The sequence below is a fragment of the Spirillospora sp. NPDC000708 genome (genome assembly GCF_040299565.1).
Lineage (GTDB): Bacteria > Actinomycetota > Actinomycetes > Streptosporangiales > Streptosporangiaceae > Spirillospora.
The window spans coordinates 84,537-99,187 of sequence record NZ_JBEPCJ010000014.1 but is presented as its reverse complement, the minus strand read 5'-3'; the positions used below and the strand labels follow the sequence as shown (position 1 = coordinate 99,187).

At 71.0% G+C, this 14,651-nt stretch carries 12 protein-coding genes; 4 read left to right on the top strand and 8 right to left on the bottom strand.

Translation table 11 applies throughout. The annotated features are described in order from the left end of the window. On the top strand, nt 1–969 hold the full coding sequence (locus ABT299_RS13230) for an ATP-binding cassette domain-containing protein (RefSeq protein WP_500250884.1): 969 nt from the start codon (nt 1–3) through the stop codon (nt 967–969). Next, the gene (locus ABT299_RS13225; protein WP_500250883.1) at nt 966–1,778 is read left to right on the top strand and encodes an ABC transporter permease; all 813 of its coding nucleotides are present in this window, start codon (nt 966–968) and stop codon (nt 1,776–1,778) included. The genes ABT299_RS13230 and ABT299_RS13225 overlap by 4 nt, the downstream gene beginning before the upstream one ends. Here the strand turns inward: ABT299_RS13225 and ABT299_RS13220 are convergent. The 5 genes from ABT299_RS13220 to ABT299_RS13200 all read right to left on the bottom strand — a co-directional run bounded on the left by ABT299_RS13220 (nt 1,760) and on the right by ABT299_RS13200 (nt 10,288). Further along, entirely contained in the window at nt 1,760–4,660 is a 2,901-nt protein-coding gene (locus ABT299_RS13220) for an ATP-binding protein (protein WP_500250882.1), read from the bottom strand. The two genes, ABT299_RS13225 and ABT299_RS13220, sit on opposite strands and share 19 nt — an antisense overlap. Nucleotides 4,661–5,059: 399 nt before the next feature. After that, nucleotides 5,060–5,941, bottom strand: coding sequence for an alpha/beta fold hydrolase (locus ABT299_RS13215; protein ID WP_500250881.1), 882 nt, complete (start codon nt 5,939–5,941; stop codon nt 5,060–5,062). Nucleotides 5,942–6,068: 127 nt separating this feature from the next. Then, nucleotides 6,069–7,502: a hypothetical protein gene (locus ABT299_RS13210; RefSeq protein WP_500250880.1), complete on the bottom strand. Its 1,434-nt coding sequence runs from the start codon at nt 7,500–7,502 to the stop codon at nt 6,069–6,071. Between the two features lie 178 nt (nt 7,503–7,680). Next, nucleotides 7,681–8,961, bottom strand: a complete 1,281-nt coding sequence (locus tag ABT299_RS13205) for an ArsB/NhaD family transporter (protein WP_500250879.1) — start codon at nt 8,959–8,961, stop codon at nt 7,681–7,683. Between the two features lie 85 nt (nt 8,962–9,046). Beyond that, nucleotides 9,047–10,288, bottom strand: coding sequence for a cation:proton antiporter (locus ABT299_RS13200; RefSeq protein WP_500250878.1), 1,242 nt, complete (start codon nt 10,286–10,288; stop codon nt 9,047–9,049). 495 nt (nt 10,289–10,783) lie between these two features. Here ABT299_RS13200 and ABT299_RS13195 point away from each other — a divergent pair, with 495 nt between their 5' ends. Beyond that, nucleotides 10,784–10,921 carry a hypothetical protein gene (locus ABT299_RS13195; RefSeq protein ID WP_500250877.1) on the top strand — a complete coding sequence of 46 codons (138 nt, stop codon included), beginning with the start codon at nt 10,784–10,786 and terminating at the stop codon, nt 10,919–10,921. Nucleotides 10,922–11,169: 248 nt separating this feature from the next. On the opposite strand, the gene ABT299_RS13190 is transcribed toward ABT299_RS13195, so the two are convergent. Both ABT299_RS13190 and ABT299_RS13185 read right to left on the bottom strand, forming a co-directional pair. Then, on the bottom strand, nt 11,170–12,000 hold the full coding sequence (locus ABT299_RS13190) for an efflux permease Rv1217c-related protein (protein WP_500250876.1): 831 nt from the start codon (nt 11,998–12,000) through the stop codon (nt 11,170–11,172). A 63-nt stretch (nt 12,001–12,063) separates the two neighbouring features. Further along, entirely contained in the window at nt 12,064–13,005 is a 942-nt protein-coding gene (locus tag ABT299_RS13185; protein ID WP_500250875.1) for an ABC transporter ATP-binding protein, read from the bottom strand. Between the two features lie 90 nt (nt 13,006–13,095). Here ABT299_RS13185 and ABT299_RS13180 point away from each other — a divergent pair, with 90 nt between their 5' ends. Further along, complete coding sequence (locus tag ABT299_RS13180; protein WP_500250874.1) at nt 13,096–13,587, top strand: GbsR/MarR family transcriptional regulator; 492 nt, start codon at nt 13,096–13,098, stop codon at nt 13,585–13,587. A 493-nt stretch (nt 13,588–14,080) separates the two neighbouring features. Here ABT299_RS13180 and ABT299_RS13175 read toward each other — a convergent pair whose 3' ends face one another. Continuing rightward, on the bottom strand, nt 14,081–14,596 hold the full coding sequence (locus ABT299_RS13175; RefSeq protein ID WP_500250873.1) for a GbsR/MarR family transcriptional regulator: 516 nt from the start codon (nt 14,594–14,596) through the stop codon (nt 14,081–14,083). Nucleotides 14,597–14,651: the final 55 nt, after the last annotated feature.

The following is a 14,651-nucleotide window of genomic DNA, read 5'->3' as shown; positions in this document are numbered from 1 at the left end:
ATGGACGACGCGATCCGGGCCGAGGGCCTGGTCAAGAAATTCGGTAAGACGGTCGCGCTGGACGGTGTGGACCTATCGGCTCCCCCGGGCAGTGTGCTCGGGCTGCTGGGCCCAAACGGCGCGGGGAAGACGACGGCCGTGCGGGTGCTCGCGACGCTGCTGCGGCCCGATGCGGGGCGGGCCGAGGTGCGGGGACTGGACGTGGTGCGCGACGCCGCGAGGGTGCGCCGGCTGATCGGGCTCACCGGGCAGTACGCGTCCGTGGACGAGGACCTGACCGGGGCCGAGAACCTCGTGCTGATCGGGCGGCTTCTCGACCTGCGCAAGGCCGAGGCGCGCGCCCGCACCGTCGAACTGCTGGAGCGGTTCGGGCTGACCGACGACGCGGGGCGCAAGGTGTCGACGTACTCGGGCGGGATGCGGCGCCGCCTCGACCTGGCCGCCAGCATGATCGCCCGGCCCGCCGTGATCTTCCTGGACGAGCCGACGACGGGCCTGGACCCCGGGCGCCGGGAGGAAGCGTGGCGGCTGATCCGATCGATGACGGCCGACGGCGGGACCGTCCTGCTGACCACCCAGTACCTGGAGGAGGCCGACGCGCTCGCCGACGCGATCACGGTGATCGACCACGGCCGGGTGATCGCGACGGGGACGCCCGCGGACCTGAAGCGCGTCGCGGGTGGGCAGACCCTCACCGTCCGGCCGCGCGACCCCGGACGGCTGGTGGAGACCGCGGCGGTCCTCAACACGGTGACCGGCCGCGACGCCGAGTCGCCCAGCCGAGGCGTGCTCGTCGCCCCGGTCGTCGGCGAGGACGGGGACCGCGCGCTCGCCGAGACCGTCCGGCGCCTCGCCGCCGCGGGGATCTCCGTCACCGAACTGTCACTGCGGCTGCCGAGCCTGGACGAGGTCTTCTTCACCCTGACCGGCCACCGCACCGGCGACACCAGCGAGGGAGAGGCCGCATGACCGCGACCATCGACACCACGACGACGATCGTTCCGCCGGCCAGGCGGCCGTTCGGGCTCGTCCGGCACAGCCTGCTACTGGCGGGCCGCAGCCTGACCAAGAACCGGCGGAACCCGGGCCTGCTCAGCGACGCCCTGTTCGTCCCGATCATCTTCCTGCTGCTGTTCGTGTACCTGTTCGGCGGCGCGGTGGCGGGCTCGACGCACCGGTACCTGCAGTACATCTTCCCCGGCGTGCTGGTGATGACGGCGATCCTGGTCGGGATGCTGGCGACCGGGCTCAGCATCAACACCGACATCAAGAAGGGCGTGTTCGACCGGTTCCGCAGCCTGCCGATCGGCCGGTCGGCTCCGCTCGCCGGCTCGGTCATGGGCGACCTGATCCGCTACGCCGTCGCCGTGGTGGTGCTGTTCGCCACCGGCTACCTGCTGGGCTTCCGCGTCGAGACCGGGCCGCTGCGGGCGCTCGGCGCGGCGGCGCTGGCGGTGACGCTCGGGTTCTGCATGAGCTGGATCACCGTGCTGATCGGCGTGCTGATCCGGGAGGAGGTCATCGTGCAGTCGGTGGCGTTCCTGGGCATCTTCCCGCTGGCCTTCGGGACGAGCATGGTCGTGCCGACCCGCACCCTGCCCGGCTGGCTGCGGGCGTGGGTGAAGGTGAACCCGGTGAGCCACGCCGTGGACGCCTGTCGCGGCCTGCTGATCGGCGGGCCGGTCGCGCACCAGGCAATGCTCACGCTGGTGTGGTCGGCGATGTTCCTGATGGTATTCGCGCCGCTCGCGGTGGCCGCCTACCGGCGGCGCAGCTGATCGTCCAGAAGGGCGAGCGCGTCGGCGACCTTCAGGGCGGCGCCCTTCGCGTAGGCGTCCCGGTAGGCGCGCTCCCCCAGGGCGCGCCGCAGCAGCCGGGACGCCTGGACGACATCGGGATTGAACGCGTCGGGCGAACCGCGCAGAACCGATGCGGCGCCGAGGGTCTCGGCCGCCGCCTCAGGCGCGGACGCGGCGCCCAGCCGTGCCACCGCGATGCCGGCGACCGCGGCGATCGGCAGGTCGGGCGCATCCATGGCCAGGGCAAGGGCTTTGCGGAGACGGCGGCGGGCTCCGTCCGGGTCGTCCGCCTCGATCGCCAGGTGCGCCATCGCGGTCTCCACCAGCGAACCGAACTGGGGGTAGGAGGGGACGCGGGCGAGGTACTGCTCGGCGGCCGCGTAATGGTAGCGGGCCTCGTCGGCGTCGCCGTCGTGGCGGGCGATGTCGCCAAGGGCGAGATGCGCGGGGACCAGGTGCCGGACCGGCGTCGCGGCACCAGGGCCGGTCATCGCGGCGAGCTCGTCCCGGGCCCGCCCGACGTCGCCGGAGCGGGCCCGGGCCACCGCGAGCATCACCCGCTGCATTCCCGCGCCTCCCTCCTGCCCCAGCTCGCGCAGCAGCTCGACGGACTCCTCCAGCTCGGCGATCGCGGTCTCGAAGTCGCCCGCCACCGTCCGTGTTTCCGCCGAGAACGCCAGCGCCAACGCCAGCCCCGCCCGCTCACCGGACCGCCGGAATCCCGCCAGGGCCGCGGCGATGTCGCGGGCGCCCTCGTCCATGGCACCGCGGTTACCGTTCAGCATCGCCCGCACCAGGTGCAGAGCGGCACACGCCCAGGGATCCGGCTCCGCGCTCAGGCCGCGGTCGACGGCCGCGAGCCCGCGGACGGGGTCGTCGTCGAGCAGCGCGGCGGACGGTTCGGCGAGCGCGGCGAGCGGATGCCCGGCGGCCGCGCCCGGTCGTAACCGTCGAAGCAGCGGATCATCGCGAGCGCCGCCGCCTGACAGGACGGTGTTGAACGCGTAACTGCCAAGAGCCACCGCGGCGGCGTCGCCTGGGACGGTTTCCTCACCCCGCATCCCCAGCACGAGGCGCAACCGCCGTGCCGCCTCGGCGTGATCCCCCTGGATCATCCAGAACGAGGCGAGCGCCGCCCCAAGGCGGACGGCGGACGCGGCGCCGTCCGACTCGACCGCCCACGCCAGCGCCGCGGACAGATTGTCGCGCTCGCCATCCAGCCTTTCGATCCAGTGCAACTGCCCGGCGCCGCGCAGGTGCGGCTCCGCGCGTTCGGCCAGGTCGAGGAAGCACGCCAGATGAGCCGCCCGCGCCGCGCCGGTCTCCCCCGCCGCCTCCAGCTGCTCCAGCCCGTACTCGCGGATCGTCTCCAGCATCCGGAAGAGCGGCCGCGGACCGTCGATCACCTGGAGCAATGACCGGTCGGCGAGGGCGTCGAGGGCCTCCAAGGCGTTCGCCCGTCCGCCGACTCGTGCCGCACCCTCCGGGCTGATCGCCCCCGGGAAGACCGACAGCCGCGCGGCGAACCGGCGCTCGGGGCCGTCCAGCAGGTCCCAGCTCCAGGCGACCACGGCGCGCAGCGTCCGGTGCCGCGGCAAGGCCGTGCGGGCTCCGCCGCCCAGCAGGGCGAACCGGTCCTCCAGCCGCGCGGCGAGCTGCTCGGCGGGCATCGTGCGCAGCCGCGCGGCGGCCAGCTCGATCGCCAGTGGCAGCCCGTCCAGCCGACGGCAGATGTCGCCGACCAGGGCGGCGTTCTCCGCGCCGACCTCGAAACCGCGCCGGACCGCCGCCGCCCGCTCCCCGAACAACCGCACCGACTCCGCCTCGCCCATCGGCGGGACCGGGCACAGCGCCTCTCCGTCCAGCCCGAGCCGTTCCCGGCCGGTCGCGAGGATCCGCAGGCCGGGGCAGCGGCCGAGGAGATCATGGGCGAGCCGGGCGGCGGCCTCCACCACGTGCTCGCAGTTGTCCAGGACGATCAGCGCCTCGTCCGGCGACAGCGCGTCGACCAGCAGCTCCGTGGCGCTGCGCCGCCCCATGCCGTCCCGTAGCCCGAGGGCCTCGGCCACCGCCCGCGGGACCCTGTCCGGGGCGGCGACCGCCGCCAGCTCCACCAGCCACACCCCGCCCGGGAACCGGCCGGCCACCTCCGCCGCGACGGTCGTCGCCAGCCGCGTCTTGCCCGCACCGCCCGGGCCGACGAGGGTGACCAGCCGCCCCTCCCAGAGCCGGCTCGCGATCCACGCGCGCTCTTCCTCCCGCCCGACGAAACCGGTCGACGGGGCGCGCAGGTTCCCCCGCGGCCGCTCCGGCGGAGCCGACCGCAGTACCGCGAGGTAGGCCTCCCGCGACTCCGGCCCAGGGTCGGCGCCCAACTCCTCGGCCAGAACGTCCCGGAACCGCTCGTACGCCGCCAGCGCCTCGGCGGGGCGTCCCGCACGGTGCAGAGCCCGCACCAGCAGCGCCTGCACCCGCTCACGCAGCGAATGCCGCGCCGCCAGCCCATCCAGCTCCGCGACGAGCCCCGCAGGATCGGCTCCTGCGGCGAGGTCCGCAGCGACACGGTCCTCCGTCGCGGCGAGCCGCAACTCCTCCAGCCGGACGGCCGCGGCGTCGGCGAACGGCAAGCCCGCCGCATCCGTCAGCGCATCCCCTCTCCACAACTCCAACGCCTCGCCCAGAACGGCGGACGCGCGAAGGGCGTCGCCCTCCCGCAAAGCCCGGGCACCCTCGCGAGCCAGCCGCTCGAAGGACAGCGCGTCAACCGCCTCACACGGAACATCCAGCACGTATCCCCCGGGCAGCGACCGCAGCAGCCCCTCGGGCAGCACCCGCCGCAACCGCGAGACCAGCGCCTGCAACGCATGAACGCGATCGGACGGCCCACCTTCCGGCCACAAATCGCGCACCAGCACATCAACCGCGACCGGCCGACCCGGCTCCAACGCCAACCTGACCAACAGCACCCGCAACCGCGCGCCGCCCACCGCGACGCCAACGCCCTGATCGGTCACCGACACCGGCCCGAGGATCGCAACGCGCATGCCCTCACTCTGCCACCGGCGGCTCCGCGAAACGGCTCCGGCAGAAACCGATGGCGGCGTGCAGCGCTCCCTGCTGTCTCAATCGCGCAACCCTCGGAGTCGACATCGCCTTGAGCCCCGCCAAGAAGCCGCACACGATTCGCGGGAGCGGCTACGCGCATTGCCAGTCGCCGGACATCCACGAGTCCGCGAGCAACAGGGCGCCTGGAGGTACCTTCACGAGATCTGTGCCCTGGGCGGGCGCGGCCGAGTGAGGAAGCCGGTGATGGCGGCGGCAATGGCAGGGTAATCGTCCCCGAACCAGATGAAGTGGCTCGGGGCGGTACTGGTGAGGAGGCGGGCGCCGGGAATGGCGGCGGCCAGTGCCTCGGCCTGTGCGAAGGGCACGGCGCGATCTCTGGGAGCAGCGATGATCAAGGGCGGCTGCTCGACGAAAGGCACCTGCCCCCCGCGCGCCATGCTGCGCAGGTCCGCAGCGAAGCCGGAGCCTGAGCGCATCCGCGCGAAGAGGTCCAGCAGCAGTGCGCGGTGTTCGGCGGACAGCCCGGAGACGAGCCCGGGGATCGGCCCGGTGGTCAGATCGCGTAGCAGCAGGTACAGCGCCGTCCGCGGGGCCCGACGGACCAGGCCGTGGACGAACGCCCAGCTGGCGCGTTCGACCAGCGGCGCGAACAGCAGGTTTCCGCCCAGCCGCGTGCGGCGGTCGGGCCAGGGAAGGAAGCCGACGGCGCTTTCCAGGATGAGACGCTCGACGAGGTCGGGATGCCGGGCGGCGAGGATCACCGCCGTCGGGCCGCCCGCCGACTGGCCGACGACCGCCGACAGCCGCTCGATTCCCAGGCCGGCGCAGAGTTCGGCGACCGCATCGGCGAACCGGGAGGGAGACGGCCCGGTGCCGATCGGCGTGCGGCCGTATCCTGCCCGCGACGGTGCCAGCACCGAGCATCCGGCCTCGGCGAACACCTCCTCCCCCAGCGGCAGGCTCGCCCGCATGTGCCCGCCGTGCAGGATCAGCACGACGGAGCGCCCGCGCTCTTCGAAGCGATACTCCAGCGGCCCGAAGGACGTCTCGGTGACAGTGGTCGGACGCTCGCGCATGGAGGTGCTCCCTGCCGTGGGCCTACGTCTTCCTGGCCGGGGACAGCCGGCCGGGGCCAGGATGTCACCGCTGCGAAAGCGCGCGACCGGCCACGTTCGGCCGGTGGGCCTGCGGCATGCAGTCGCCTCACCCGGATGGGCGGGCGTCCGGTAGGGCGGCTTCGGCTTGCGCGGCGGCATTACGGATACCGCGGGGGCGGCCGGCCCGGACCCATTGCCAGTACAGTCCTGCCGCGATGGCCAGTGACGCGCCGATGGAGACGATCGGGTCACCGCGGGTCAGGTTGACCACAAGTGTGAAGGCGACGGCCAGCGCACCGACCACGTTGACGACCAGGAACGTCCACCGCCGGTCGCGGAACGAGAAGCGTGTCATCGCGGTCAGGCCCGCGATGAAGCTGACGAACACCGACGCGGCGTAGAACAGGACGAGTCTTTGGTCGCGGCCTCCTGCGGCGGCGGTCGCCGCGGCGGAGATCAGCAGGAACACCAGGACACCCCAGTACGGCGTGTGATGGACATTGGTGCGTCCCACCCAGGCCGGCAGGATCCCGCTGCTGGTGCCGTCTTCGCGGTTCGGGGTACGGGCCAGCGCCTTGAGAAGTCCGGGCCCGGCCTGGAACGACGAACTGGCGGCTGCCAGCAGCAACAGGGCCGTAAGCGCCTGGAACGCCGCGAACACCGGGCCGGGAGCGGCGACGTGGGCCAGGCCGGCGATCTGGGTCGTGTCCGAAGGGGGAACGCCTATTTTCAGCCGTACCGCTTCTGCCGTCAGCCCCAGCGTCAGGGTTCCGACGATGGCCAGGGTGAGCCACAATGTGATGCGGCCGAAGCGGCGGCGGCCCCGGTCGTCCAGCTGGCCCAGCTGCGCGATCGCCGAGGACGGCGCTTCGATTCCGGTGGCCAGCGCCATCGCGACGGGGAAGGCCAGGGCGACCGCCAGCACCGGCGGGTGGGCGGCGTGGGAGGTGATGGTCCCGGTCGGGTGAGGAGCGGCGGATATGCCGCTCACCAGGACCGCGGCCGCCACGACGATGAATGCGACGGTCATTACCGCGAAGACGGTCCGGCCGAGGTGCCCGAACCAGGTGCCTCCCGCCACCGCGACGACCAGCAGCACCGCGATCACGATCCGCCACGGCGCCAGGGCGGGAGCGACGGCGATCACGGCCGAGGCACCGGCGGCGGAGCTGATGGCGATGGTCAGGACGAAGTCGACGATCAGTGCGCCGATCGGGACGAACGCGGCTCCTTCCCCGAAGGCCTCGCCGGTCGCGGCGGCCGCGCCACCGCCCTGGGGGTATCGCGCCACCAGCTGGTGGTAGTTGACGATGACCAGCACCACGATCGCCACCACCAGGCTCATCGTGGCGAACAGCAGACCGAGATCACCCTGCAGAGCCCGCAACGCGGCCTCGATCGCATAGGCCACCGACGACACTGGATCAGCCATCACCGCGAACGCGAACGCGAACAGCAGTATGGGCCGCGCATGCATCACCCCGGCGGCAGCAGGTGACCGCGCCGGCTTCCCGTAGCGCTGCCTGTTCTCCGCCCCCATGGTGTGCGCCCTTCCGCTGGACAGACGGGTTCTGACCGCCGACCAGACTTCCCGGCACACCAACGGAGAAAGTACCCGCCTGACCCGGGTCAATCCGGTCGCGGGCCGCTGTGTCTCCATGGACGGTCATGCTCGGCCGGACGCGGTCCGCCATGGCGAGCGTGCCTGAACGGGCCGGTCATAGGTAGCGCAGCCACAGGTACGGGGTACTGATCGCCACCGTGGTCAAGGTGACGATGATGCCGTACTTGGTGAAGTGCCAGAAGCTGATCGGGGTGCCGTTGCGGGCGGCGATGCCGAGCACGACGACGTTGGCGCTCGCGCCGATCGCGGTGGCGTTGCCGCCGAGGTCGGAGCCGAGCGCCAGCGCCCACCACAGGACGTGCTCGCCGCTGGCGTGTTCCTGGTGGACCAGGTCGGCGACGATCGGGCTCATCGTCGCGACGTAGGGGATGTTGTCGACGATGGCCGACAGTCCGGTCGAGGCCCACAGCAGCAGCATCGCCGTGAAACCCACCTTGCCGTGGGTCGCGTCGGCCGCCGCGCGCGAGACGTCGCCGATCACTCCGGTCTCGACCAGCCCGCCTACCATGATGAACAGGCCGCCGAAGAACACCAGGGTCGGCCATTCGACCTCTTCCAGCGCCTGCTCGATGGTGACCTTGGTCGCGGCGACCAGGAGTCCCGCTCCCAGGAGCGCGACGGTGGACGGCTCGTAGTGCAGCACCGGATGCAGCACGAACGCGGCGATCACCAGGCCGAGCACGCCGAGGCCCTGGACGAGCAGCCGCCGGTCGGTGATGGCCTCCTTCTCCTGCAGCGCCATGACCGCCGCGACGCGCTCGGGATCGTAGGTGAACGAGGCGCGGAACAGCCACCGGCACAGCCCGCAGAACACCACGACCAGCACCACCACCAGCGGCGCGAGATGGACCAGGAAGTCATTGAAGGTCAGTCCACCGCGGCTGGCGATGATGATGTTGGGCGGGTCCCCGACGAGCGTCGCGGTGCCGCCGATGTTGGACGCCATCACCTCGGCGATCAGATAGGGGACGACGTTCAGCGCGAGCCGCTCGCACACCAGGAAGGTGACCGGTGCGACCAGCAGCACCGTGGTGACGTTGTCCAGCAGCGCCGACGCGCCCGCGGTGATGACCACCAGCATCACCATGAGGCGGTACGGCTTGCCGCGCGCGCGTTTCGCGGCCCAGATCGCCACGTACTCGAACACCCCGGTCTGCCGCAGCACCGAGACGATCACCATCATGCCCAGCAGCAAGAAGACGACGTTCCAGTCGATCCCGGTCTCTTCGGAGAAGAAGGCCGCGCGGGCGTCGGTGACGTGCAGCAGGAGCATCAGTCCTGCGCCGCCGAGCGCCACCGCGGTGCGCGGAACCTTCTCCGAGGCGATCAGCACGTAGGCGATGACGAAGATCGTGATTGCGGCTGCGGCGGCCAAATCGCCTCCAGGTCGGGGGGAACGGTCATGGGATGCGACGAACTGGTCCGCCATGACGGGGACGGCGAATCACCCCGTCCGGCGATCAGGAGCCGGTGTCCTCCCGCCCCGAGTGGTGCGTGCGGTGGCTCAGCGAGCGCGCCCGGTCGAACCAGGCGGGGACGTCGCGTTCCTCGTCGAAGCCGCGCGCGACGATGATGTCGGTGGAGGAGTGGGCCAGGATCGACAGCACGATGGTCACCGCGACCAGGTGGAAGATCTTGTCAGCGGCGTCGATCCGCGAGTCCAGCACCAGCAGCCCGTACACCACCGAGGCGAACCCCTTGGGGCCGAACCACATCACCGCGCCCTGCTCGCGGGCGGTCAGCCCGGACCTCAGGAACGACACCCAGATCGCCACCGGCCGCGCGACCACCAGCGCCAGCACCGCGAACGCCCAGCCCGTCCAGCCGACCTCGCCCAGGAACGCCGGCGAGATCAGCGCACCGAACACCAGCAGCGCGGCCAGCTTCAGCAGTTCGGCGACCAGCTCGCCGAACTCCTCGAACGCGGCGCGATGCTGCTCCCCCATGGACGCGACCGTGATCCCAGCGGCGAACGCCGCCAGGAACAGGTTGCCGTGCGTGGCTTGCGCGAGCGCCAGCACCAGCAGCCCGATCGCGACGGCGTTCAGCGGCTCGTACTTCGGTGAGATCGCGAACAGCCGGGTGCGTTCCAGCATGATCGCGGCCCAGGGCACCACCACACCGATCACCAGGCCCAGGGCCAGCTCCCAGGCGAGCTCCCCTAGGTGCAGATCGCCACTGCCCTTGGCGATGGCCAGGAACAGCACCACGAACGGCAGGACGATGCCGTCGTTGACGCCCGACTCCACGTTCAGCAGATGCCGCAGCCGCGGCGGGACACGGTCGTTGCCGACCAGCGCCGCCGCGAACACCGGGTCGGTGGGGGTGAGGATCGCGGCGATGAGCAGCGATTCGATCCAGTCCAGGCCGACCACGTACCGCGCCAGCACCGCGGTCACCAGCAAGGTGAGCGGCAGGCCCCAGCCCAGCGCCCGCCCGGGCAGCCGCCACGCGGCGCGCAGGTCACGCCACCCGGCGTGCATCCCGTCGGTGAACAGCACCGCGAACAGCGCCAGCTCCGCCAGCCCGGACACGATCCCGTTGCCGGGCTGGAGACTGACGGCGCCGGTGACACCGTCCCCCAGCAGGAACCCGCCGACCAGGAACAGCGCCGCCGTCGACAGCACCGTCCGGTGCGCCAGGCTGGACAGCAGAACGGCCAGCAGCAGCAGCGCAGCGAACGCCAGCAGCAGATTCGTCATCGGTGACCAGGGCTTTCTGGGTCGACAAAACAGGACCTGCCGACCAGACTTCCCGGCTCACCAAGGCACGACCTTAACGGGATCTCGCGGTGTTTTCCACGCGACGCCGCCCCGCTGCGGGCCCCTCTTCGGCCGCGGACACCATGAACCGGGCCTGGTATAACGTCGGAGCGTGCGCGCCCGTGACCTCGCCGTCGAGTACCCCACCGTGACCCCCGACACCAACGCGCTGGAAGCCGCTCGGCTGCTGACCGAGCACGCTCTCCCCGGGCTGATCATCGTCGACACCGAGCGGCGCCCCAAGGCGGTCCTGCCCGGATCTCAGCTGCTGAGGTCCATCGTCCCCAAGTACGTCCAGGACGACCCCAACCTCGCACGCGTCTACGACGAGCAACATGCCGACCTGCTGTGCCGGCAACTCGCCGGCAAGACCGTCGCCGACCTGCTCACCAAGGCCAAGGCCCCCTGCCCGCCGTCGACGCCAACGCGACGGCGATGGAGATCGCCAGCATCATGGCCGCCACCCGCAGCCCTGTGGTGGCGGTCTCCACCGACCCGAAGGGCACCGACGCCCCGCTCCTCGGCGTCATCACCGTCGCCCAACTCCTCGACCATCTGCTCCCGCGCGCCTGACGCCGGTCATCTCCGAACCGCTCAAGGCGAAGGCAGTCGCCGATCGCCAGGAGCGTGGAAGCGACCATTCGGTAGACGAGAGGGCAAGTCGGCGTGGCCGGTGATGCGCCCTAACTGCAGGCGGCAAAGCAGACGAGCGTAAATAGGCTCGGCGATGCCGCCGAGAGCGCACTGCCGCTGCCGGTGAACGGTTCACGTGCCAGATCCTCGGCGAGGAGTGCGCCGCCTCAGGGCGGGCGCTGTGGGGTTCAGCCGAGGTCGCGGTGAGCGAACCGCCAGGTCCCGGCGGCGATGAGGACGACGGTTACGGCAGCCAGGGCGCCCGAGTCAGCGAGCCGGATGCCGTTCTTGAGGGGTTCGCCATCGATGTAGTAGTGGAAGGGCGTGAGGTGGCGCAGCCAGCCGGCGCCGATCTGGGGAGCGAAGCCGTGGATGGCGTAAGTGAGTACGCCCACCCCGGCGGTGGTACCGAACACGGTGGCGCGGCCTGTGCCGGTGGCGCCACCGATGGCAGTGGCCAGGGCGCCGAACAGTGTGCCCAGCAGCGCGACATTGAGGGCCTGGGCGGTGAAGTGGCCGAGCGGGATGGTGCCGAGTTCAGCGCTGGTGCGCACGGCCAGCAGGGCGCCCAGCACCACCGCGGCTATCAGCAGGGCGCCAGTGGCCAGGGCCGCGAAGCGGTGCAGTAGCAGGCGGGTGCGGCCGATGGGGTGGGCCAGCAGCAGCTCGAGGTAGCCGGACTCCTCGTCGGCGGAGACCATGCGCGCGCCGGTGGCGGCGCCGTAGAAGGTGGCCAGCAGCGGGACCAGCAGCCCGAACACCGCTCCCTGCAGGTAGCCGGCGGCCGAGGTCATGTCTTCCAAGCCGAACCCGCGCATCGCCTTGGGCACGTTGCGGGCGGTATCAGCGGTGACCTGCGGGTAGAAGCCGGCGTACATCATCGCCAGCAGGCCGGTAGCCGCCGCCCAGACGGTGAAGACGCGCCGGTTGTCGAACAGCGTCTTGGTGAACATTGAGCGGCTGAAGGCGCGAGCCGGCGCAGAGGTGCCGGACGGCACGGCCGGGGAAGCGGTGGTCATGTCGATTCCTCTGCGTGTGAGGGGTTCAGGAGAGGGAGTCACGAACGGCGGAGGTTTGGCGGGTCAGGCGCTGCGGCCGTCTGCGGCGGTTTGGGAGTGTTCGCCGGCGTAGTAGGCGTGGAACAGCTCTTCCAGGTCCTGGGTGTCGGTGCGCAGGGCGGTGACGGTGTGCCGGGCGGCGGCCTTGATCAGGGCATCGGGACTGCCGCCCACACGACAGGTCAGGGTGGTCCCCTCCACCGCCAGGCCGGTGATGCCGGGCAGGCCGGTGAACTCTTCGGCCTGGACCGGCGCGGCGAAGTCGATGCGCACTTGCAGGAATGATCCAGCGCGCAAACCGGCCACGGTGTCGAGGGCGACCAGGCGGCCTTCGCGGATGATGGCCACCCGGTCGGCGACCGCCTCCACCTCGCTCATGATGTGGCTGGACATGAACACCGTCTGCCCGGCCGTTTTGGCCTCGGTGACCATGTCCAGAAAGGTCTGCTGCATCAGCGGGTCCAGCCCAGAGGTGGGCTCGTCCAGGATCAGCAGCTCGGGGTGGTGCATGAACGCCTGAACCAGGCCGACCTTCTGACGGTTGCCCTTGGAGAGGCTCTTGATCCGCGCGTTCAGGTCCAGCGCCAGGCGGTCGGCCAGCTCGATGATCCGCGCCGCGGGGACTCCGCCGCGCATGTCGCCCAGGAAGGCCAGGCACTCACCGGCCTTCTGGCGGCCGTCGACCACGAAGTCGCCGGCCAGGTAGCCGATGCGGCGACGCAGCTCGACGTTGGCGCGAGGGTCACGCCCCAGCAGCCGGACGGTGCCGACGGTGGGGCGGATCAGGTCCAGCAGCAACCGGATGGTTGTGGACTTGCCGGCACCGTTGGGGCCGAGGTACCCGAATACCTCTCCCGTCTCCACACGCAGGTCGAGGCCAGAGAGGCCCCGCCGAACGACCCGCTGGGGCCAGTGCCCGGATACATAGGTCTTGGTGAGCTCGGTGAGCTCGATCGCCGCACGCATGACCCAAGAGAGTATCAGAATCTTCAAAGATTTTTGAAGATTCGGAGCTGTTAGGCTCGCTCTATCATCGTGGACCGAGGGGGGACGACCTTGGCAGACACCACCGAAGCCGCCGAACGGATGGCCTTGACGCTGGCTCAGGGCGGCATGCAGAAGGCGACGGCGCGCGTGATGGCGGCTTTCCTGTTCGCCGACACCGACAGCGTCACGGCCCCCGAGTTGGCCGAGCAACTCGGCATCAGCTCCGGCTCGGTGTCAGGGGCGATCAAGATGCTGTCCACCGTCGGGCTGATCGAGCGGGTGCCCGCCCCGGGAAGCCGCCGCGAACACTACCGGCTGCGTGACGGCGCGTGGGCCACGCTGATGTCGGCGCAGAACGGCATGGTGCAGGCCATGTTCGAGGCCGCCGACGAAGGCATCGCCGCTGCGGGCCCCGACTCCCCGGCCACCCGGCGGCTGGAGGAGATGCGTGACTTCTACGGCTTCATGTTCCGTGAAATGCCCGCTCTGGTCGAGCGCTGGAGCGCCGAACGGGGCACCACCTCCCACCCCACCGCCGGCATGCCCGCCTCAGACAGCTGAACCAGCGTCATGGCGCACGGCTCGCTGCGGGCGAGGGCGCACTGAAGGCGATGCCAGGCCCAGCTCTTGATCATCAGCTGATCCTCCGGGGGCGGCTGGTGGCCGCGGGGCGAGCCATAGCGGTCGAGCTGGGGATGGTTCCGCCGCGCCAGCCAGGATGATCAGCGGTGCGTTGCGCAGCGACGCGCAGTCCGCCGTGCCCCTGAAAGCGTCCAGCAGCGCCCTGGCCCGCCGCTTGCGCGGCGCAAGGGCCTGAACTTCAATCGGCCAGGCGTCACCCACACTGTCCGAGCACGGCGCGGCCACCCCACAGCCCACATCACCGCCCCTTGGGCGAACTGCCGCTCTACCTGTTCGGCCGCAAGGACGCCGCGTACCTCCAGGTCAGCGTGCAACCGCCGCGATCCTCGGTCGGGCACGTAACGCGCCCTCCGATCCAGGAACTCCTGAACCAGGGGCCATGGCGACCTCGTGCGCCGAGGCGGACGGGCCGTCACATGCCCTCGGATGGCGAGGAGCGTTCGGCGTCTGCCGCCTTGATGTGCTTCCAGCGCTTGTAGATCTCGGCCAGCTCGTTCTGGAAGAACCTGAAGAAGTCGCGCATCTCAGCCATCCGGGCTCCAGGCGACGTCTCGGTGCCGCCCAGCACGCCGACGCCTTCGTCGGCCAGGTCCGCGATCATCTTGAAGTAGACGGCCTTGGACACGCTGCCCTCGTACCAGGTGTCCTCCGTCAGCCGGTAGCGATGGCTCCGCGACCCGGCGGTCGGTTCGCGCACGAGGATCCCGATGTGCATCAGGTGGCGCACGGCCGTGGAGATCGCGCCCGGGCTCGCGCCGAGCCGTTCGCCGAAGTCCGCCGCCGACAGCGTCTCGGTGTCGCTGGTCATCATCGTGACGAGCACCCGCGCCGACATCGGCGGGAAGCCGAAGTCGGCCAGCGCCGCCGCCAGATGCTCGACGAAGTCGCGCACCGAGCCCTCGTCCCGGCCCGCCGATGTCCCCTCCACGCCTCATCACTCCCTCTGGTCGACAAGAACAGCTTCTCAAGCTTTAGAAGGTTTA